The sequence below is a fragment of the Luteimonas viscosa genome, from assembly GCF_008244685.1.
GTDB lineage: Bacteria > Pseudomonadota > Gammaproteobacteria > Xanthomonadales > Xanthomonadaceae > Luteimonas > Luteimonas viscosa.
Genome location: NZ_VTFT01000001.1, coordinates 49,532 through 68,168 on the forward strand (window position 1 = coordinate 49,532; position 18,637 = coordinate 68,168).

General features: G+C 61.9%; 21 protein-coding genes and 1 tRNA gene. 20 read left to right on the forward strand and 2 right to left on the reverse strand.

Features of this window, described 5'->3' with window-relative positions; all coding sequences use genetic code 11:
- Positions 1-89: 89 nt before the first annotated feature.
- The 19 genes from metX to FZO89_RS00320 all read left to right on the forward strand — a co-directional run bounded on the left by metX (position 90) and on the right by FZO89_RS00320 (position 14,370).
- Positions 90-1,202, forward strand: a complete 1,113-nt coding sequence (metX, locus tag FZO89_RS00225; RefSeq protein ID WP_149101381.1) for a homoserine O-acetyltransferase MetX — start codon at positions 90-92, stop codon at positions 1,200-1,202.
- A 108-nt stretch (positions 1,203-1,310) separates the two neighbouring features.
- On the forward strand, positions 1,311-1,904 hold the full coding sequence (locus FZO89_RS00230) for a cysteine dioxygenase family protein (RefSeq protein ID WP_149101382.1): 594 nt from the start codon (positions 1,311-1,313) through the stop codon (positions 1,902-1,904).
- 51 nt (positions 1,905-1,955) lie between these two features.
- Positions 1,956-2,414, forward strand: coding sequence for a DUF2214 family protein (locus FZO89_RS00235; protein ID WP_149101383.1), 459 nt, complete (start codon positions 1,956-1,958; stop codon positions 2,412-2,414).
- 42 nt (positions 2,415-2,456) lie between these two features.
- Positions 2,457-2,543 (forward strand) — tRNA-Leu (locus tag FZO89_RS00240).
- 1,571 nt (positions 2,544-4,114) lie between these two features.
- Complete coding sequence (locus FZO89_RS00245) at positions 4,115-4,606, forward strand: hypothetical protein (protein WP_149101384.1); 492 nt, start codon at positions 4,115-4,117, stop codon at positions 4,604-4,606.
- A gap of 17 nt (positions 4,607-4,623) precedes the next feature.
- Positions 4,624-5,079 carry a hypothetical protein gene (locus FZO89_RS00250; protein WP_149101385.1) on the forward strand — a complete coding sequence of 152 codons (456 nt, stop codon included), beginning with the start codon at positions 4,624-4,626 and terminating at the stop codon, positions 5,077-5,079.
- Between the two features lie 71 nt (positions 5,080-5,150).
- A complete protein-coding gene (locus FZO89_RS00255) occupies positions 5,151-5,522 on the forward strand; it encodes a hypothetical protein (RefSeq protein ID WP_149101386.1) in 372 nt (123 codons plus the stop codon).
- Between the two features lie 816 nt (positions 5,523-6,338).
- Entirely contained in the window at positions 6,339-6,704 is a 366-nt protein-coding gene (locus FZO89_RS00260; RefSeq protein ID WP_149101387.1) for a hypothetical protein, read from the forward strand.
- A gap of 85 nt (positions 6,705-6,789) precedes the next feature.
- Positions 6,790-7,467, forward strand: a complete 678-nt coding sequence (locus tag FZO89_RS00265) for a hypothetical protein (RefSeq protein ID WP_149101388.1) — start codon at positions 6,790-6,792, stop codon at positions 7,465-7,467.
- A 133-nt stretch (positions 7,468-7,600) separates the two neighbouring features.
- Positions 7,601-8,086: a hypothetical protein gene (locus FZO89_RS00270; protein ID WP_149101389.1), complete on the forward strand. Its 486-nt coding sequence runs from the start codon at positions 7,601-7,603 to the stop codon at positions 8,084-8,086.
- Positions 8,087-8,713: 627 nt separating this feature from the next.
- Positions 8,714-8,932 carry a hypothetical protein gene (locus tag FZO89_RS00275; RefSeq protein WP_149101390.1) on the forward strand — a complete coding sequence of 73 codons (219 nt, stop codon included), beginning with the start codon at positions 8,714-8,716 and terminating at the stop codon, positions 8,930-8,932.
- A 90-nt stretch (positions 8,933-9,022) separates the two neighbouring features.
- Complete coding sequence (locus tag FZO89_RS00280; protein WP_149101391.1) at positions 9,023-9,367, forward strand: hypothetical protein; 345 nt, start codon at positions 9,023-9,025, stop codon at positions 9,365-9,367.
- A 97-nt stretch (positions 9,368-9,464) separates the two neighbouring features.
- On the forward strand, positions 9,465-9,845 hold the full coding sequence (locus FZO89_RS00285; RefSeq protein ID WP_149101392.1) for a hypothetical protein: 381 nt from the start codon (positions 9,465-9,467) through the stop codon (positions 9,843-9,845).
- Between the two features lie 91 nt (positions 9,846-9,936).
- Positions 9,937-10,152, forward strand: coding sequence for a DUF4287 domain-containing protein (locus FZO89_RS00290; RefSeq protein ID WP_149101393.1), 216 nt, complete (start codon positions 9,937-9,939; stop codon positions 10,150-10,152).
- Positions 10,153-10,221: 69 nt separating this feature from the next.
- Positions 10,222-10,623: a hypothetical protein gene (locus FZO89_RS00295; protein ID WP_149101394.1), complete on the forward strand. Its 402-nt coding sequence runs from the start codon at positions 10,222-10,224 to the stop codon at positions 10,621-10,623.
- Between the two features lie 797 nt (positions 10,624-11,420).
- Complete coding sequence (locus tag FZO89_RS00300) at positions 11,421-12,236, forward strand: hypothetical protein (RefSeq protein ID WP_149101395.1); 816 nt, start codon at positions 11,421-11,423, stop codon at positions 12,234-12,236.
- A gap of 45 nt (positions 12,237-12,281) precedes the next feature.
- Positions 12,282-12,635: a hypothetical protein gene (locus FZO89_RS00305; protein WP_149101396.1), complete on the forward strand. Its 354-nt coding sequence runs from the start codon at positions 12,282-12,284 to the stop codon at positions 12,633-12,635.
- Positions 12,636-13,157: 522 nt separating this feature from the next.
- Entirely contained in the window at positions 13,158-13,604 is a 447-nt protein-coding gene (locus FZO89_RS00310) for a hypothetical protein (RefSeq protein WP_149101397.1), read from the forward strand.
- A gap of 460 nt (positions 13,605-14,064) precedes the next feature.
- Positions 14,065-14,370, forward strand: a complete 306-nt coding sequence (locus FZO89_RS00320; RefSeq protein WP_222928057.1) for a YciI family protein — start codon at positions 14,065-14,067, stop codon at positions 14,368-14,370.
- Between the two features lie 500 nt (positions 14,371-14,870).
- Here FZO89_RS00320 and FZO89_RS00325 read toward each other — a convergent pair whose 3' ends face one another.
- Both FZO89_RS00325 and FZO89_RS00330 read right to left on the reverse strand, forming a co-directional pair.
- Complete coding sequence (locus tag FZO89_RS00325; protein WP_149101400.1) at positions 14,871-15,875, reverse strand: alpha/beta fold hydrolase; 1,005 nt, start codon at positions 15,873-15,875, stop codon at positions 14,871-14,873.
- A gap of 15 nt (positions 15,876-15,890) precedes the next feature.
- The gene (locus FZO89_RS00330) at positions 15,891-16,979 is read right to left on the reverse strand and encodes an Acg family FMN-binding oxidoreductase (protein WP_149101401.1); all 1,089 of its coding nucleotides are present in this window, start codon (positions 16,977-16,979) and stop codon (positions 15,891-15,893) included.
- A gap of 296 nt (positions 16,980-17,275) precedes the next feature.
- Here FZO89_RS00330 and FZO89_RS00335 point away from each other — a divergent pair, with 296 nt between their 5' ends.
- On the forward strand, positions 17,276-18,604 hold the full coding sequence (locus FZO89_RS00335; RefSeq protein ID WP_262378458.1) for a PQQ-dependent sugar dehydrogenase: 1,329 nt from the start codon (positions 17,276-17,278) through the stop codon (positions 18,602-18,604).
- The last annotated feature ends 33 nt before the right edge of the window (positions 18,605-18,637 follow it).

Here is an 18,637-nt window from a genome sequence, read left to right on the forward strand (position 1 = left end):
CCGTGGGCAAGACACGCACGACGCGGATCCGCCCCAACGCCATCGACCGCCCACCCGCGTCCCCGCGCCCCACCCTTTAGAATCCCCGCATGACCGAATTCATCCCGCCCGGCACGCGCTGGGCCGCTCTGCCCTCGCCTTTTCCGATGAAGCGCGGCGGCGCGCTGCAGGACGCGCGCGTCGCCTACGAGACCTGGGGCAGGCTCGACGAGGCGCGCGACAACGCGATCCTGATCGTCACCGGCCTGTCCCCGGACGCGCACGCCGCCAGCAGCGCGGAAGACCCGACGCCCGGGTGGTGGCAGGAGATGCTCGGCCCGGGCAAGCCGATCGATACCGATCGCTGGTTCGTGGTCTGCGTGAACTCGCTCGGCAGCTGCAAGGGCTCCACCGGCCCGGCGTCGGTGGATCCCGCCACCGGCGAGCTCTACCGCCTGCGCTTCCCGGACGTGTCGATCGAGGACATCGCCGATGCCGCCGCCCACGTGGTCCGCGGCCTGGGCATCGCGCGACTGGCCTGCGTGATCGGCAACTCGATGGGCGGCATGACCGCGCTGGCGCTGCTGCATCGCCACCCGGGCATCAGCCGCGCCCATATCAACATCTCCGGCAGTGCCCGCGCGCTGCCGTTCTCGATCGCGGTGCGCTCGCTGCAGCGCGAAGCGATCCGGCTCGATCCGAACTGGAACGAAGGGCGCTACGACGAGTCCACCTACCCCGAATCGGGCATGCGCATCGCGCGCAAGCTGGGCGTGATCACCTATCGCTCGGCGCTGGAATGGGACGGGCGCTTCGGCCGGGTACGCCTGGAATCGGACCGGCCCGACGAGGAACCCTTCGGGCTCGAGTTCCAGGTCGAGAGCTATCTGGAAGGCCACGCCCGCCGCTTCGTGCGCCGGTTCGATCCCAACAGTTACCTCTACCTCAGCCGCTCGATGGACTGGTTCGACCTGGCCGAGTACGCCGACGACGACGTGCTGGCGGCACTGGCGCAGATCCGCGTCGAGCGCGCGCTCGCCATCGGCGCGCGCACCGACATCCTGTTCCCGGTGGAGCAGCAGGAGGAGGTCGCCGAAGGCCTTGCCCGCGGCGGCGCGCAGTCGCGGTTCGTCGGCCTGGAGTCGCCGCAGGGGCACGATGCGTTCCTGGTGGACATGGCCCGCTTCGGGCCGGCCGTGGGCGGGTTCCTGGAAGCGCTGTGAGCGGCGGCTGGCAGCGCGCCGCCTGTTTCCGCGTCTCCACGGACCATGGCCGCCGCGGCCGCCCGCACCCGTTGAACGGTTTCATCCGTTACGGTCTAGAATGATCCCATGAGCCCTGCCGCCCTGCCCGGCATCCCCTTCGAAGGCCGCGAGCGCTTCATCGAGGCGATCGATGAAGCGGTGCGCAGCGGCGACGAACACGCGGTCACCGCGCAGTTGCGCGGCGCGCTGTGCGCGCTCATCCGCGACCCCGACGTGCACCTGCCCGCCTGCGTCCACGAGCCGATCGAGGACCACTACGCACGGCGTGAGATCTACCGCAGCCCGACCCACGGCTACAGCGTGGTTGCCATGACCTGGGGGCCCGGCCAGGGCACGCCGGTGCACGACCACTGCGGCCTGTGGTGCGTCGAAGGCGTGTGGCACGGCGAGCTCGAGATCACGCAGTACGAAATGCTCGACGCCGAGGGCGAGCGCTGCCGTTTCCGCGCCGCCGGCGGCATGCAGGCGGGCACCGGCAGCGCGGGCAGCCTGATCCCGCCGCACGAGTACCACAGCATCGCCAACGCCAGCGCCGACCGCGTCGCGGTCTCGGTGCACATCTACCAGGCGCCGATCGAGCATTGCTGCAAGTTCGAGCCTGTGGATGGCGAATGGTACCGGCGCGTCGACGCGCAACTGCCCGTGGACCACGCTGCCTGAGCCCGCGCGACGCGATACGATTCGCTCGCCTTCGCCGCTCGAAAGACCGCCATGTTCCGCGACTTCATCCTCGCCTCCGCCCACCACCTGCTGCTGTTCGGCCTGATCGCGATGCTGGCCGTGCAGTCCGCCCTGCTCTCGCGCCCGCTCGATACCCGCGCCATCCGTCGCCTGGTCGGCATCGACCGCGGCTACGGCGCCACCGCCGGCCTGCTGCTGCTTGCCGGCCTGATGCGCATCGGCATGGGCGTCAAGGGCAGCGACTTCTACCTGCACAACCCGTGGTTCCACGGCAAGTTCGGCGCCTTCGTGCTGGCGGCGCTGCTGTCGATCTACCCCACGCTGGCGTTCCTGCGCTGGCGCAAGGCGGCCGGCGCCCAGCTCGACTGGCGCCCGAACGCCGCCGAGGTGTCGCGCGTGCGCATGGTCATCAAGGTGGAATTCGCCCTGATCGCGCTGATCTTCGTGCTCGCCGCCGGCATGGCCCGACACGGCGGACTTGGCCTCTGACGCCCAAGCCCGGCGGGCGGTTCCGCTATACTGCGCCCCCGCGCCGGAGTGGCGGAATCGGTAGACGCAGCGGACTCAAAATCCGCCGCCCTTAAAAGCGTGTGGGTTCGAGTCCCACCTCCGGCACCAGCGATCTTGATGGCCCCGTCTTGCCGGCGGGGCTTTTTCGTTCTCAGCCCGGCCGCGGGCGTTGAAACGGCATCGCGCCGGATAGTCCGGCAGACCGGCCTGCCCGGGGCCCCCGGTGCGTGGCCACCCAGTGACTTGCGACTGATCCCGGCGACGTGCCCTGCCCCGCGTTATGCCCGCGTGGGCGCCCGCATATCCGGATATTCCGCATGCGTGGGGCATAGCGCGGAACCGCCTGATGCCGCTGCCCACCGCAAATAACTGATGTGCAAGGGGCAATGGATTGACGGGAGACCTCACGCGAAGCAAAGTCGGCGCTATGCCCCACTGAGGGGTCTATTAGTAGTTAGGGCGCTCGGGCCAAGCATCTTGTCCGCGTTGGTACCAGCGCCTGTCGCCTCCGGGGAAGGCCTGCGGCAGTCCCGCTCAGCGCAACAGCTTCATTCCTGCTGGTTCTTGGCGCAAGCCGTCGGCTGGCGGTGCTCCAGGGGGCAGGTCACGCCGAGTTGCTCCGGGGCAAGCCCCATGCGGCTACTGGTTGGCGTACAGTTCCGGCAACGGGGTCCGGTAGTTCTGTCGCCGGCGCCCTAACTATTCGTTCAAGCCGATGCCACTTCGTGGCACGGCTTAACTCAAGCGTTAGGCCTAGCTGGAGACTACATGAGCGCATTGGCAGTGCTCCTTCTTGCGGCGGCCGCCAGCCCAGGTCCTGCCGTCGCTCCTACAGACATATATGCTCTTGGCCAGTCTCTCTCTCGCAGCCTCTGCGCGACTGACGAGACCACGAAAAGGGTGCAATCGTCACGGGCGTCGCCATACGATCCGGAAACGACCGAGCGGATCGAGACAGTCTCATGCAACGCGGGTGAGTCTCGGGTCTTGATCTCTCCGCTTGCTACAGATCCCAACGGAATCGTCCTCTACGTTTACGTGCGTGGCACAACAGCAGACATCCCCAGCTTTCTTCAGGTCGGAGCTTCGCTAGAATCCGCAATTTCTGAGCTCGGCCAGCCGTCTCACAAGCAACCAGGCAGCATTGTTTTCCTCCTTGGAGAGAGCGAGTCAACGTTTGAGATACTGCACAAGAGCGGAAAGATTGTGTCTGTGGCTTGGTCGTTCTATAGCGGCTAGGCCTAACAATTCATTCAAGCCGACGCCGCTTCGCGGCGCGGCTTAACTCAGGTGTTAGGTGTGCGATGGGGATCAACGTCTACTGGAAGGATGAGTGCGGCGAGGTCATTGCGACCGTTGAGGACTCAGAGGCACTTGCTCAGATGAGCGGCCTTCTATCTCGGCAAACCGGCAGCGCTTGCGTTCGGTTCATATATCCAGCCGGGGATGCCTGCTTCAACCAACTCCAGATTCCCGTACTGGCATCGGAGATTCGTAGCCTGTTGCCGGCTATCGGCAATCCCCGTTGGCAAAGCCATCTTCAGGCTGTACTTTCGCTAATTGAGGGTGCGTCCAAGTCACATACATATGTTTGGTTCCAGGGTGACTAGCCGCACACCTAACAATTCATTCAAGCCGACGCCGCTTCGCGGCGCGGCTTAATTCAGGTGTTAGAGCCCATGATTGACTATCGCGCACGCTCAACACTTGCCCAAGCTGCTCGGGTGCTTGTGGCTGGCCGCATCACGAACTATCAGTTTGAGAATCGCGAGCCAGAATCGAGCGATCCAGCCGTAAAAGAGATCTCGTACATGGGCTTTTGGCCTCTTTACTCGGACACGCCTGAGTACCGGCTTGACGGAGACCGCAAGCTAAGCCCAGAGGATAGGCTGTTTGCTGCGCGTTGCATTCTCTTTCTCAAGTCTGGCTTGCGTTACAGCTGGCCGATTCCTTCATGGTGGGACTCTACTTGGCTTCAAATCCGCAGCACGGTGACGTTCGGACGAGCCAAACGTGAGTACCAAGAGCATCTGTCATCGCTCGGCGATGTCGATCTCTGGCCGTTTCAGTCGGCTTCCCAGTACGCTGAAGCGTTACGTTCGCCTGTGTACCTCATGGGCTTGGGCTCTAACAATTCATTCAAGCTGAACCCGCTTCGCGGGTCGGCTTAACTCAGGCGTTAGGCCGCATGAGACACATCGTCGCCATCTTCTTTTTTCTTTGCAGCGCCGCCGCGCTTGCTCAGCATCGCATCCCCGATCCGCCGTCGGGCCCTACGCCAGCTTGCCCGATTCTTCCAGGCGTTACTAACGTTCAAATCACCGGGGACGCTGGTCCAGACTTCTGGACTTGCACCGCCACGCATCTGAGCAGCGGCAAGAAGCTATTCGACGTTTACGTGGGCAATCACCCACCAAGGTTTACTCCCGGCTCCCGGTACGGCGGCAGCACCTTTGCGCGTGGCAGGGCGCTTGTTTGGTTCGTGACGCCTACGGGCGGCTGGGACAAGCCGAGAGTTTGGCAAACGTTCTTGCCCACCGGCGATGAACGCTTGTCCATCATGGTTGTTTCTTTCACTAAAACTGGTCCAGCAGAGTTGGATCGCATTACCCCGCTAATTGCTCATCTGCGGGTCGGGCACTAGCGTGCGGCCTAACAATTCATTCAAGCCGACCCCGCTTCGCGGGTCGGCTTAATTCAGGTGTTAGGCGCTTGATGGAGCTTTCCCTGCTCTCGCTGCTAGAGACCCCGCCCGTCCTCAGGGCCGAGACGCTTGAGCGTGAGCGCGCTGCTCGCGGCTGGTCGGTTGAGCGCCTTTGCAACGAGCTGTCTGTTCTTGTCGCCAAGGGTTTCATGGCTGGTGAACTCACCTTCGATGCAGCGGACACAGCAATGAACTGGCTGTGGCCCTACTCCTTCCAAGCGGGCAGCAGCTACTTGCCGGAGCCCTGCAACGAGATCTACTTGGCCTTCGATGCTGGCGAGTGGCAGCGGAGGGATGACCCGCCTGAACTTGACCCTGTCGAGGCGTACACTCGCCCTCGGCTCGAAAGCATCCTGGCGCAGGGCTACTCGGCAAGCGCCTAACAATTCGTCCAAGCCGACGCCGCTTCGCGGCGCGGCTTAACTCAGGTGTTAGGCCGCTCGGGTCAAGCATCAATCGCTGTGCTGGCTTCAGCTCCTGCACCTGGCACGGGCAAGCCTGCTGCTCCAGCTTCAAAGCGCAGTAATTTCGTTCCCGTCCGGTCGTGTGCGCAAGCCGTTGGCTGGCGGCATTGTGCGCAGCAATGTCTTTCCCGAGAGTGCTTGGGGCAAGCTTGCCGCGGCTGCGGTTTGGGGTACAGTTTCGGCAACGGGGCCCGGCAGTTCCGTCGCCGGCGCCCTAACAATTCGTTCAAGCCGAACCCGCTTCGCGGGTCGGCTTAACTCAGGTGTTAGGCCTCACATGAAGCATTTGCTGTTCTTGATGAGTCTGCTGTTCGTAGTCGGTTGCAGTCCACAGAGTCCTGCCCCACCTGAGGTAACGGTTTCGGTTCCGCCGCCTCCCGATGTCGGCGACATTGGCCACTTTCTCAATTGCGCCGCAGAGCCGCGTCGTGAGCTGTCTGCTCGCGAGGAGTGTGAAATTGCCGCTTTTCGGTCTCGCTGTACCGCGCTTGATGACTGCTATGTCAGCTGCATCAGTAGCCCTTCGGGGTCCTTCGTCGGTGGGCGCTGTGCTCACGTGTGCACACTCGGGCCTCACCGAGGTGCTTCACCACCGGACGCTCTGGCAAAGTGCTCAAATGTTGCCGGGCGCTCGGGCGTGGACGTAGAGTGAGGCCTAACAATTCATTCAAGCCGACACCGCTTCGCGGCGCGGCTTAATTCAGGCGTTAGGCGCCATATGGGCATTCCAATCCCATGAACAAGGAGTCGCAGGTTCACCGCGAGCTAGAGCACTGGGCAACGGCTCGTGGCCTGATGTGTGAAAGCTTCGAGCGCTGGGATGCACATATCATCCGCGCTCTATTCCAGGATTCTGGCGGCGACATTTATGAGTTCTGGGCGGCCGCTGATGAGTCGTCGGGCGCAAATGTGGGAGCATGCTTGGTCAAACGGGGCGGCAAGAAGTACCGAGCTTTGCACCGCGAACGAGAACGGTTCTCCCACGTCGAGCATGTGCCTGCGGGCCCTATCGCGGCCGCCTTAGAATCTTGCCTGGATCAGGTGCACCAATGGGTCAGCGCCGCAGGGCACCAGCCGGTGGTTTCCACAGCTGGCGCCTAACAATTCGTCCAAGCCGACGCCGCTTCGCGGCGCGGCTTAACTCAGGCGTTAGGCCGCTACCAATTGTTCCAGCAGGAGGGGAGCTATGGAGGATGCAAAGAGGAATGAGTTTGAGTTCCGCGCCAGCGAGCTTGTATCGCACCTGGTTCGGACCAACTCCAACGAAACTGTTGAGTTAGTGAACTGGCTGAATCAAGGCAAGCTACTGCTCCTTTCAGAGCCTTCAGATATTGGTGGAGAGGATGACGGGCAAAACTGGAACGTCCTTGCACAGCCCGATGGGGCATTCGATAGGCTGGCCTTCTATTTGCGTCGGCGAGCGCCGAAAGAATCCGGAGAAATCCTGCGCAAGGAAGTCTTGCCGGTTCTTCGCGGGAATCTGGACTCTCCCGAGGAGTACTTGCGGAGACAGAGCGGACCTTCAGCCGAGAACACAAGCAGCAGAGGGGGAGAGAAACTCAAGAGACGGAATTACTCAATATGGGGCTATCCCCACGACAAAGAGCACAAGTACCTCAAGTCGATTGAGCAAAAGTGGGAATGGGGTGGGTTCTTTCTGGGGCCACTATGGATACTGATTAAGGGTGGCCCGCCTCTTCTTGCACTCATAGTGCTGGCAGCCGCCGTGGGGCCATTTCTTGCCTTTAGCATCAACGCTCTTACAGTTGTCTGGTTCCTGATCGTTTGGATACCTAGTGCGAGGTGCCACGCCGGCATTTGGGCTATGAAACTAAAGTCTATTGGGCATGTTCGGTTAAGGTGACGTCTCAGCGATTTCACATGAAGATGCGCAAGAGCAGTACAAAAAAGGTCGAGCGGCCTAACAATTCGTTCAAGCCGAACCCGCTTCGCGGGTCGGCTTAACTCAGGCGTTAGGCCGCAGAAGAAGAGATATGGTGCGTCATTCACTCAATTGTCTAGGCAGCTATCTCGCGACCCTTTCACTAGTTGCGGGTCTCGCAGCCTTCGACGCCCGGAAAGAATCAGGGCAGCGTGACGGTTTTGCTCTTTACGAGGCATCGGGGAGGCTTAAAGGCCCAACTAATGGCGCCCGCTGCACGGTCTTTGGTGGCTTTGCGGAAAAGCTCTGTATCTACACGCTGCCGGAACTCGCGACTAAGCTCGATGCCAAAAGGCTACCCGTGCTCACCGAGGGCAATTTGCGCGTGTACAACGGTCACTTGGTAGTTTGTCCAAGCGAACCCACAAGTAGCCCCATCTTCATGCTTGATATACAAGACAATAATCTCCGTGCTCAAGATATAGCGGTCATGATCGGCAAACGTGTGGAGATCGCTGGCCATTACGATAGTTCTGGCAAAGCATGGAGCGACGGCGAGCAAGCCGGGTTGATTGTGGTTGGGTCAATGCGGTGGTTATAACGCTGCGGCCTAACAATTCATTCAAGCCGACCCCGCTTCGCGGGTCGGCTTAATTCAGGCGTTAGCGCTCATGAGACAGTCCAACATGATACGTGCCGCAACGACTTCACTACTTTGTTTCTGCGTTCTGTTGTCCACATTCGCGGCCGTCGCGTTTGATCGGAAAACAATCTATATGCGTGACTTGGAAGGATCATGGCTCGGACGGACACGTATTGAGCGCGAGCATTCTCCAGCTTGGGGTTACGCTCGCCTTAGCATAGACGGTTCAGGACAGGGGCACTTGACGTTGCTTGATGAAAGAGGCGCTATCTCCGTCTACAAAATTTCCAAGACCGAACTGGGTGGACCGGATGCGAGGTTTAGTAGCAGCGTAGTACGGGGTGGCGACCCGTCTAGCAAGCTAAGCGCGTACTTCAACGTCAGCGGGCTTTGGGTCGTTCGTCGGTACGGAGAACGCGGATATCAAACCATGAGCCTTCAGCCCGAGGGAGAGCTTCTCCGTCAGATCGATGCAGTCATAAAGGCGCGCTCTCAACAACAACCGCATGAGCGCTAACAATTCATTCAAGCCGAACCCGCTTCGCGGGTCGGCTTAATTCAGGTGTTAGGCGGCACGAGAGGACTATGGCGACTCAATTTCAATTATCTGACGACGAAGCTTTAGTGCTCTTCGAACTGCTTTCTTCTGGCAAGCTTGCGCAAGTCACGGATACAGTGGAAGCACATGCGCTTGGAGTGGTTCTGACCAGCCTGGAGAAGCAACTTGTTGCACCGTTCTCTTCTAGCTACTCGGAGCAACTGGCAGCAGCAAGGTCATCTTTGGTTGCGCGCTATGACGGGTAGTAGTCTGGCGGTGCCGCCTAACAGTTCATTCAAGCCGACGCCGCTTCGCGGCGCGGCTTAATTCAAGTGTTAGCCCTCACGTGAGGCCATATGCGACTTCTAGTCTCAGCAATCGTCTTGCTTCTCTGTAGCACGCTTGCTTTCGCACAGAACTCCCCTTCGCCAGAGCAGAAGCTCTACGCCGTTATCTTCGACGTCACGGTTGATGCATCAGGCAAGGTCGAGGATCTCGCTGTTGCTAAAGTCATTGACCCAGCCTCCGGAACTACAGACCCGGTGGAGGTTGAGGTTCCGGAGTCATTTGTTCGAGCAGCACGTAGCTCTCTTCTGCAGCGCAGCTACTCCGCATCTCGCAAGCAGTTCTACACGTACATCTACTATGACCCGCTGCAGCCAGATCGCGCGGACATCGACCCAAAGGCTGGCCGGCTGTGATGGCTAACCATTCGTTCAAGCCGACGCCACTTCGTGGCGCGGCTTAACTCAAGTGTTAGGGCTCATCGGCACCATTCACGCAACATGGAGGTATGCAATGAAAGCTGTCGCCGTTTCAACAGTACTGTTGAGTTCTTCTCTCACGGCGTTTGCCGCGATGCCGGAGCAGGTCCAGTTTGTTGGCTCCATTCAGCACGACGACCTGACGCCGGTCACCTTCGACCTCCACTTGCCATCCAAACAGAGCGCTACCTTGAAGCTGGCGGATGGCTCAACGCTGGAGCTGGTCACTCCTGGCGGCCAAGCCAGCCCGGACGGGGCACGCATTCGTCTGCTATCCCCCGCCGGCGAGATCATGCACGCGGCCACCGTGCCTGATCCGAGTCTGGCAAGTACGTCGTTCGCATACAGGATCTGCGACGGGCAAGTGACCTACATGAGTCCCGCGCCTGCTGTGGTTCCGGATTGCGGGGCGTGAGCCCTAACCATTCGTTCAAGCCGACGCCGCTTCGCGGCGCGGCTTAACTCAAGCGTTAGGCCCCCTATGATCGTCCACGGAGACTCAGGCCATGGCGAGTAACGAGAAGCCCAAGGGTCCGGCTTCGTACTTCCCCTCCATCGAGAAGACGTACGGGAAGCCCGTGGCGCACTGGTTCAAGGTGATCGATTCTTTGAAGCACTTGAAGCACATGGAGCAGGTGGCGCATCTCAAGCAAGAGCATAAGATTGGCCATGGCCACGCGAACGCCCTTGTTGCGTATCACCGTGCGCAGTCGGGGGCCTAACAGTTCATTCAAGCCGACGCCGCTCCGCGGCGCGGCTTAATTCAGGCGTTAGGCCGCTCTGGAGGCAGTATGGATTCCGCAAGTTTTGTATGGGATCACTTCAAGCTCAACGCCGAACAAAGGCTTAAGAGCTTCAATTTCTTCCTACTGCTTTCAATCTTCGCCAATGGCGGCGTGTTCACCGCCATCCAGAATAGAGTCGCCTCTCCTGTGCTTGGCCTTCTTGGACTGTTCGTTGCCCTCCTCGCACTGGTCTTCTGGCTGGCAGATGCACGGAGCAGGCAACTCATCCAGCTGACAATTCCGGCACTTAAGGAAATCGAGAGCACATTTCCGGAGTCGCATCGCCTCTTCGCAATTGACGCCGCAAGGCAAGGCAAGTTGGTTCGCTACACATTTGCGTTTCGTATACTAATGGCTGCGCAGTTTTTGTTCGGTATCGGGGTGGCGCTCTATGGCTTCTTATACTGAGCGCCCTAACAACTCATTCAAGCCGACGCCGCTTCGCGGCGCGGCTAAATTCAGGCGTTAGGGCTCACATCAGATATGCGGCCACCCATAATTCTTGACGAGCACGGCGACATCAGCTTCTTCCCGTCCGTGGAGGCGGCTGCCCGCTACGTCGAGCCGACTGATGTGTGTAATGGTGAGTACGTCGCGTATGACAGCTCCGGATTCCTGCTCAAGCTGGCTCCAACTGAGTCAGTGGTGAACATTTCCGGTTATCTGTCGGACCGGCCTCAGCAAGACCAATTGGAGCAGGCGCTTCGCTCATTCGTAGAGCGGGCCACTGGCGGTCCGGTCCCAGCAGAGGTAACGTCTCTTGAGGGGTTGTTGGCACTTTGCGTCAACCAGTTCGGCTATACGGGGTGAGCCCTAACAATTCATTCAAGCCGACGCCGCTTCGCGGCGCGGCTTAATTCAGGCGTTAGGCATCAAGAGAGAGATCTATGCGCGTCGATCTAGCGCTCTTCGATGGGGACGAGCTGTTGGATCGGGGCGAGCTCTTGGTGGGCAACACTGCACAGACCAGTTCATTCGCCCTGTTTCAGGCGACCTGTGAGCGGAGGGGCAATGCAGCGGACATTGTTCTGGCGAACTTCCCAGAGCACGTCGATCTCACCAAGGTCACTCTTGACATGCCGATCCATGAGTCCGCAGATTGGGAGTCTCTTGATCTTGGCAGGTACACGCTGGCTTTCTGGTGCCGGCTTGATGCCTAACAATTCGTCCAAGCCGACGCCGCTTCGCGGCGCGGCTTAACTCAGGTGTTAGCCAGCACTATGCGAACTCTTCCGGAACTTGCCAAATTCGTGAATGGCTCTGGCTTTCCACTGCAGATCGCGGTGGAGCGCGCCGTTCACCAAACCAGCACCAAATGGGCCGTTCTCCACAGAGAACATGCGTGGCTACATGCCAATGGTCAGAGTGGCTTCGCAGACTTGATCATTGCCAATGACCATAACTGCGTAATGACCATCGAGTGCAAACGCGTACAAGAGTCCGACTGGATATTCATAACGGAGGACAGTCCAGAAAAGACTGTCTCTAGCCGCATTTTTATCAACAACACCAAGGGCCATGGCCGAGAACACCACGGCTACTTTGACTTACAGAGCTCACCATCTTCCTTTGAGTCAGACTTTTGCGTAATCGCCGGTCAGGACGCGAAATCCCGTCCATTGCTCGAAAGGATTGCGTCCGAAGTTTGCACGGCAAGTGAGGCAGTAGCCCAAGAAGAGTGGCCGCACGCCAACGCGAGGAGTTACGGGTTCAGATGCTACGTCGGAGTCGTCGTAACAACAGCAAGGCTGTCCGTGAGCGCTATCGATCCGGCCGAGGTCTCATTGGCTGATGGTCAAGCGGAGAACCAGACGATCACCGAAGTACCGTGGATTAGATTTCGCAAGCAACTTTCGCACGATCTCGCTGTGCCCCCGGAAAACCTTGATTGGAGTTTCAATGGAATCTCAAAGGCCAAGGAAAAGCTGACGTTCGTTGTCAACTCCGGACATTTGGTTAGGTTCTTGGACAAGTGGGGTTTGTTCAATGAGTCTTTGCGTCCACTCGTACGCGCTGGCTAACAATTCATTCAAGCCGATGCCGCTTCGCGGCACGGCTTAATTCAAGTGTTAGCACTCATGAAATGCCGTCCGCCGCTGCTGCTGATATTGATCGTCACCCTCTACCTGTTTTTTGAGATTGCGCTCCTTATCACAGGGCCAGAGCCGGTTAAGTTTGTTCGCATCGGCATTGCCGCTGTGCTTGGCTTCTTCATGCTACGCGGCAGTTCGGTAGCAATCTTCTTCTGGGCTGGCACATCTGTACTCGCAGCCATCTATGGATTCACTTGGACGCTCAAAGTGTGGCAGAGCAATCCTCAGACCGCCGCCATTATCTTTGCCTTTGGCGGGCTACTCTTGGCGCAGGCCTTCTATCTGATGTTTAATCGGTCAGTGGGAGCGTTCAGGACGTCGGTCTGATCGCTAACAATTCATTCAAGCCGACGCCGCTTCGCGGCGCGGCTTAATTCAGGCGTTAGGGCTCAATGTCAGAGTTCATTGCGTGTGCAGTTGCAAATGTCGCCTTCCCGGCTTCGTTACCGGAGGTCGGCCGTCTCGATTACGACCTCTGGACACTGCGGCTCACTTTGCACTTTGGGGACCAACCACCGGGCTACCTGATCTTCAAAGACCTGTCTGGCTTTCGGGTTCTCCGGGAGGGAGACTTGCTAGAGTACTGGGGCCCTGTGCGTCCGAAAGGTTGGCTCTGGGAGGTTCAATCGGGCGGGTGGCGCGACTCTGAATCGCAAAGGTCGGGCTTTATCAGCGGAGGTATGCGGGGCATTCGAGAGTTCTTGGTGGTTGGGCAAGTGGACTGCATTAGCGTTCTCTCGTCGTCAGCCCCCGAGTTCACACGGGTTGAGCCCTAACCATTCGTTCAAGCCGACGCCGCTTCGCGGCGCGGCTTAACTCAAGCGTTAGGCCGCAATGGGAAGATCGCCGATGCGTGATGGCCAGTTAGTTCTGAAACTGTGGCGTGAAGCCATTAGGGCGCACAATCATCCAGAGACAGTAACTTGGCTTCCTCACCAGGCTATGGTTCTTAGAGACCGCTTGTACTATCGCCCGCCCAAGCCTTGTCTCACTGATTGTTCCATTCTCACTGCGTTACAGCATCTACCTGCTGAGGAGCCGGGTGTACTCATGGTTATCGGCACTGACACCAAGACCACCTTCGCCACGCTCCTTATGGATCCGTTTGGCTCGGATGATGAAGTATTCCTCGCGGAACAGAATTTCTATCTGTTTCTAACGCCGTATGTTGAGCATCTGGAGCGCGTGGAATCTCATGCAAAGTGGTTCTGGAAAAAGTATGTGCTACCCAATCTTTCGCCAAGGTTGAGCAGCCTTGACTACGCATTCTCTCAGTCTCAGGCTCGTGCGGCCTAACAATTCATTCAAGCCGACGCCGCTTCGCGGCGCGGCTTAACTCAGGCGTTAGGCCCCACATGCGAGATCGCGCCGAATACGAAAGGGCCTTTCAGATCGTCGGGCAAGTCATCCGCGACTGGGATCCGTACGGGCTACTGGAGTCTGGTGCCCCGGTAGACGAGTTCGATACCGAGATTTCTCTGCTTGTGTCGCGAGTTCCCCGCATGACAAGCGAGGCCCTCGCTGCCCAAGCTGTTTCAGAGGTGTTCTCCGCCCGGTTCGAGCCTGAGCGTTTTCCACCGGATGCGTGTGCCGAGCCCGGTCGCGAGCTGTTTGCTAGGCTTGCCTCAGCAGACCTGTTGGTGGGGGCTGCCTAATCATTCAAGCCGGCGCTTCGGCGCGGCTTGACTCAGGGTGTTGGGCCGCAGGAAGGAGCTATACGGTGCCTCGATACTTGATTTCGTTTGATGACGGCTCGATGGACCATATTCCCGATGAAGATTGGCCATCGGTAGGCGAGGCATCGCATGAGGTGGTGCGGGAGGCAAAGGCTGCAGGAGTCTGGATCTTCGGCGGCGGTGTCGAGCGCCAGCAATCGACCATAGTTGCGACAGACGGGACCATCACAGCAGGACCAGTACCGGAGACGAAGGCTGTCGTTGGAGGATTTTCGATCATCGAGGTTTCGACGCGCGAGGAGGCACTGATCTGGGCTGCCAGAATTGCCGCAGGATGTCGATGCGCACAGGAGGTCCGGGAAATCATGTTCGACCCGGAGTCGTAACGCATGGCTGGCCTGCGGCCTGACAGTTCATTCAAGCCGGCCCAAAGGGGACGGAGGGAATTAAACCGAGCCCTGTCATCGTCGGTCCGCCACGGATCGGTGCAAAGGCCACCCACATAGTGCCGCCGCCCGCCCGAATCGGTCCGAGGGCCGGTCAAATCGTGCCGCGTCCCACCTTAATCTGTCGGACGCCCGACCAGTTTGCTCCGCGATCCGCTCCCGGAGCCCAGCGCGCGAGCCAAATCGGGCGGAGCGCGGGCTTCCGGAGGCGGCGGCTGGACAAATTTTGTCCAAGGGTGGGCCTTTTCGGTTGGCGGTCCGGCCGAATCGCTCGGCGTGTGGAGCCCGAGACTCGGCGGGCGGGCTGAGCGCGCCGGGTTCCTGCGCTGGATCCGGCGGACTGGGCGCGTCGGGAACGGCGCTTGAGCGTGCGGCGGCAGCGGTGGGATCAACGACTTCGGTGCAGCACTTCGGTCGTGCCGGCTATCGCGCGCGGTAGCTCATTCGGGTGACGGTTGCCCGGCGAATCCAGGCTCGTGTCCAGCGTCATCTTCTACTTCCACCCGTTTCAGGAAGCCAAGTACCGCCCGCTTCAGTTCTACCCCATGCCCGACAAGCAGATGGCCGCCCGTGTCGAAGACGACCAGCTCGGCGTCGGGAACAGTCCGGGCGGCGAACTCCGCCGCGGGGAGCGTGTTGAACAGGTCGTCGCGGGCGGTGACGATCAGGGTGGGCACGGCGATGCGTTCGAGCGGCGGCCGGACCGTGTCCGGGGTGCTGTCGAGGTTGATCCCGGCCACGCGCCGGGACAGCGGCTGGACGCTGTGGACGACGTCGAACACGGCCTCGCGTTCCTGCGGGGTTGCCGCGTCGAGCAGCGCGGGGTCCACGCCCAGGAAACGCACGAGCGTCGACGGTGCGGTCTTCTCCACCGCCCACCACGCGAAGTCGGCCCCGGCACTGACCAGCCGGAACGCCAGCGCGCTGCCGCGGCTGTCCTCGATCGCGACCGGGTTGTCGGGCGCATAGGTGCCGGGCACGATCAGGACCAGCGCCGACACCCTGTCCGGATGTCGCAGCGCCAGTTCGAGCGCCGAACGCGCGCCGGCGGATACGCCCACCACTACCGCCCTGTCCACGGCCAGCGACGAGAGCAGCGCGGCGTGGGCATCGGCCTGCGCGGACACGGACGCTTCGCCCGGCAGCGGCGTGCCCAGGTAACCGAAGCGCGACGGGGCGATGACCCGGAACCCTGCGTCGAACACGCCGGCGACATTGGCCAGCCCCTGGTCCCAGCCGCCGCCGGCGCCGTGGATCGACAGCACCGGCACCCCCTCGCCTGCTTCCGAGTACTCGATCGGGCCAGCGGAGGTGAGCGCGACCGCAGCGCCTTCGACGGCGATGTGCGCACGGCGCATGTCGCGCCGGTACGCGCCGAGTACCAGGACCAGCGCGAGCGCCGATGCCGCGAGCACGAGCAACGCCATCTTTCCGGTCCTGCGCATGCTCCCTCCGTTTCGCTAGACCAGGATGGCGGCCACCGGGCGGCGCGGAGAGTACGGAAGCAGCGGCCCGTAACCGAAGCGCAACATCAGATCGGGCCGCATGCCGGGCGCGCCGACGAGCGTGGCCAGTTCGGGGCGCAGCCGTGCCACCTCGATCGGCTGGTTGATGTAGGCGTGCCGGAGGCCGAGCGTGGTCGCCGTCAGTGCGAACCGCTGGCAGGCGCGGCCGACGGCGATCCAGTGCGCCCGGTCCTCGCGCTCGGCGAGGAAGACCGCGATGCCGGGCGAGGAATCGATGTGCCTGGCGTACCTCTCGTTCTCGGCTTCGGCGGTGACGAAGGCATCGAATGCGGGGCGACCGAGGACATCCGGCAACGGCGGGTTGCCGTTGGCGCCGGAGTACAGACCGTCGCCCGTCGCCATGGCGCTGCGCGGATTGAAGCGCAGCCAGGCCTTGAGTTCGGCCATGAAGGCGGGATCGCGCATCTGCGCATCGTTGCCGGCGACCACCAGGTCGCGGACCCGGTCGATCTGGGCGCGATCGGTCAGGATCAGCAAGCGCACGCCCGGCATGCGGGCGGCGCGCTGCAGCGTCTCGATGTCGGAGGCGGCAACGGGGCGGCCATCGTAGGGCGCGCGCGTGGATTGCCGTCGCGCAATCGCCGCCAGCAGCGGCTCGCGGCGCGGTTCGGCTCTGGACCAGGCGTAATGGATACTGCCGTCCGCCTGTGGCGCCAGCGTGCCGGGTCGCCCGCTCGCGGCACCGGCGATGGCCAGGTTCTCGGCCGCACAGCCGAGGCTGACGTAGAGGTGGTGGTCGTCCGGATCTCCGACGGGCGTGGCCCGCGATGGATCGGGCAGGATGTCGAGCGAATGCTCGCCGATGCGAAACCGCCACGGCTGGGTGTTGTGGCTGTTGGCGGCAAGCGTCGCGTAGCGCACCAGATCGCCGACCCCCGCGTTCGTCGGCAGCGGCGCGCGCAGTCGTTCGACATAGGCCGCGTAAGCGTCCGCGGTGCCGACGCGCGAACGCCAGCCGAGGGCGCCGCCCCCCGCCAGCAAGGCAAGGCTGCCTGCTCCTGCCACCACGGTTCGACGTTTCATCGTGCCTCCTGCGGCCAACTCTACGCACCTGGTACGACACGTCGTTGACTTCGCTCAATGTCGCAAGCGCCGTGGCATCGGCTGTCGGCCAGACCGGGTGAACACGGAAGATGTTGCGACGCAACGGCGCGCGCGTGCCCGACGGCGCAAATCCTGCCAGCGGTCCGAAGCCGGTCTTCGCACCCATCCGGGCGCACAACGGGATCACATCCCGATAACGTGACCGGCGCTACTGGAGTCCCGTGGCCGCGTGCGTATCGTAGGGCCACCTCCCCCACCCGCCGCAGGAAGCCCGGATGCGCCTGTCCTTCATCGCCCTCGCCTGTTCCGCGTTGTTGCTCACCGCCTGCGACGATGTCGTCGTGGAAACCTCCGCCGTCGAAGACAAGTCGGAGGACGGCACGCTGGCAACAGCGGCACCCCGCATGGCTGTATCGCAGCGGCCCCGGTTTGCCCCTGCCGAGGCGAGCGATGCGCCGGCGCAAACCGCCTCGCCCCCGCGCAGCCCCGCACGCGCACCGGCCAGCGCGGCGGCTGGCGAACGCGGCACCGGCGGCCGCGGGCCGCGCCGCCAGGTGGTCGAGCCCGATCCGCCGTTCCAGAGCAACCCGGTCGCGACGCTCGACCAGCCCTGGGCGATGACCTTCCTGCCCGACGGCCGCCTGCTGGTGACCGAGAAGGCCGGCGAGCTGCGGCTGGTGAACGTGGCCACCGGCCAGGTCGGCACGATCAGTGGCGTGCCCTCGGTCGCGTTCGGCGGCCAGGGCGGGCTCGGCGACGTCATCCTGCATCCGCAGTACGCCAGCAACCGCCGTATCTACCTGAGCTACATCGAGCAGAGCGGCGCGATCTACGGCGCGGTCGTGATCCGCGCGCGACTGGACCTGGATGCCGGCAACGGCGGCAACCTCACCGACATCACGCGCATCTGGGAGCAGGTGCCCAAGGTCAGCGGCCAGGGCCATTTCAGCCACCGCCTGGCGTTCGATGCCGACCGCAAGCTGTGGATCACCTCCGGCGACCGGCAGAAGTTCGACCCGGCGCAGGACATGGACGGCAACCTCGGCAAGATCGTCCGGCTCAACGACGACGGCAGCGTGCCCAGCGACAATCCCTTCTTCGCGCAGGGTGGCGTCGCCGCGCAGGTGTGGACGCTGGGCCACCGCAACCCCCTGGGCATCGCCTTCGATGCGGAAGGGCGGCTGTGGTCGCACGAGATGGGCCCCGAAGGCGGCGACGAACTCAACCTGATCCTGCGCGGGCGCAACTACGGCTGGCCGATCGTCTCCAATGGCGACCATTACGGCGGCGACCCGATTCCCGACCACGACACGAACCCGGACTTCGAGGCGCCGAAGGAATGGTGGACGCCGGTGATCGCGCCGGCGGGGATGATCATCTACTCGGGCGAGCTGTTCCGGACCTTCCGCGGCGACGCCTTCATCGGCGGCCTGGCCTCGCAGGCGCTGGTGCGGGTGCGCTTCGACGGGACCGACGCGACCGAGCACCGGCGCTATCCGATGGGTCGGCGCATCCGCGAGGTGGAACAGGGACCGGATGGCGCGATCTGGCTGCTGGAGGACGGCGCCGACGGACGGCTGCTGAAACTGACGCCGCCGGACTGACCGCCTGCACGCCGCACCTGTCCTTCCCCGCCG

What these genes read in the sequence shown, in the direction of transcription:
- metX (WP_149101381.1), top strand. Translation starts at nt 90, where the DNA reads ATGACCGAATTCATCCCGCCCGGCACGCGCTGGGCCGCTCTGCCCTCG.
- FZO89_RS00230 (WP_149101382.1), top strand. Translation starts at nt 1,311, where the DNA reads ATGAGCCCTGCCGCCCTGCCCGGCATCCCCTTCGAAGGCCGCGAGCGC.
- FZO89_RS00235 (WP_149101383.1), top strand. Translation starts at nt 1,956, where the DNA reads ATGTTCCGCGACTTCATCCTCGCCTCCGCCCACCACCTGCTGCTGTTC.
- FZO89_RS00245 (WP_149101384.1), top strand. Translation starts at nt 4,115, where the DNA reads ATGATTGACTATCGCGCACGCTCAACACTTGCCCAAGCTGCTCGGGTG.
- FZO89_RS00250 (WP_149101385.1), top strand. Translation starts at nt 4,624, where the DNA reads ATGAGACACATCGTCGCCATCTTCTTTTTTCTTTGCAGCGCCGCCGCG.
- FZO89_RS00255 (WP_149101386.1), top strand. Translation starts at nt 5,151, where the DNA reads ATGGAGCTTTCCCTGCTCTCGCTGCTAGAGACCCCGCCCGTCCTCAGG.
- FZO89_RS00260 (WP_149101387.1), top strand. Translation starts at nt 6,339, where the DNA reads ATGAACAAGGAGTCGCAGGTTCACCGCGAGCTAGAGCACTGGGCAACG.
- FZO89_RS00265 (WP_149101388.1), top strand. Translation starts at nt 6,790, where the DNA reads ATGGAGGATGCAAAGAGGAATGAGTTTGAGTTCCGCGCCAGCGAGCTT.
- FZO89_RS00275 (WP_149101390.1), top strand. Translation starts at nt 8,714, where the DNA reads ATGGCGACTCAATTTCAATTATCTGACGACGAAGCTTTAGTGCTCTTC.
- FZO89_RS00280 (WP_149101391.1), top strand. Translation starts at nt 9,023, where the DNA reads ATGCGACTTCTAGTCTCAGCAATCGTCTTGCTTCTCTGTAGCACGCTT.
- FZO89_RS00285 (WP_149101392.1), top strand. Translation starts at nt 9,465, where the DNA reads ATGAAAGCTGTCGCCGTTTCAACAGTACTGTTGAGTTCTTCTCTCACG.
- FZO89_RS00290 (WP_149101393.1), top strand. Translation starts at nt 9,937, where the DNA reads ATGGCGAGTAACGAGAAGCCCAAGGGTCCGGCTTCGTACTTCCCCTCC.
- FZO89_RS00295 (WP_149101394.1), top strand. Translation starts at nt 10,222, where the DNA reads ATGGATTCCGCAAGTTTTGTATGGGATCACTTCAAGCTCAACGCCGAA.
- FZO89_RS00310 (WP_149101397.1), top strand. Translation starts at nt 13,158, where the DNA reads ATGCGTGATGGCCAGTTAGTTCTGAAACTGTGGCGTGAAGCCATTAGG.
- FZO89_RS00320 (WP_222928057.1), top strand. Translation starts at nt 14,065, where the DNA reads ATGGACCATATTCCCGATGAAGATTGGCCATCGGTAGGCGAGGCATCG.
- FZO89_RS00325 (WP_149101400.1), bottom strand. Translation starts at nt 15,875, where the DNA reads ATGCGCAGGACCGGAAAGATGGCGTTGCTCGTGCTCGCGGCATCGGCG.
- FZO89_RS00330 (WP_149101401.1), bottom strand. Translation starts at nt 16,979, where the DNA reads ATGAAACGTCGAACCGTGGTGGCAGGAGCAGGCAGCCTTGCCTTGCTG.
- FZO89_RS00335 (WP_262378458.1), top strand. Translation starts at nt 17,276, where the DNA reads ATGCGCCTGTCCTTCATCGCCCTCGCCTGTTCCGCGTTGTTGCTCACC.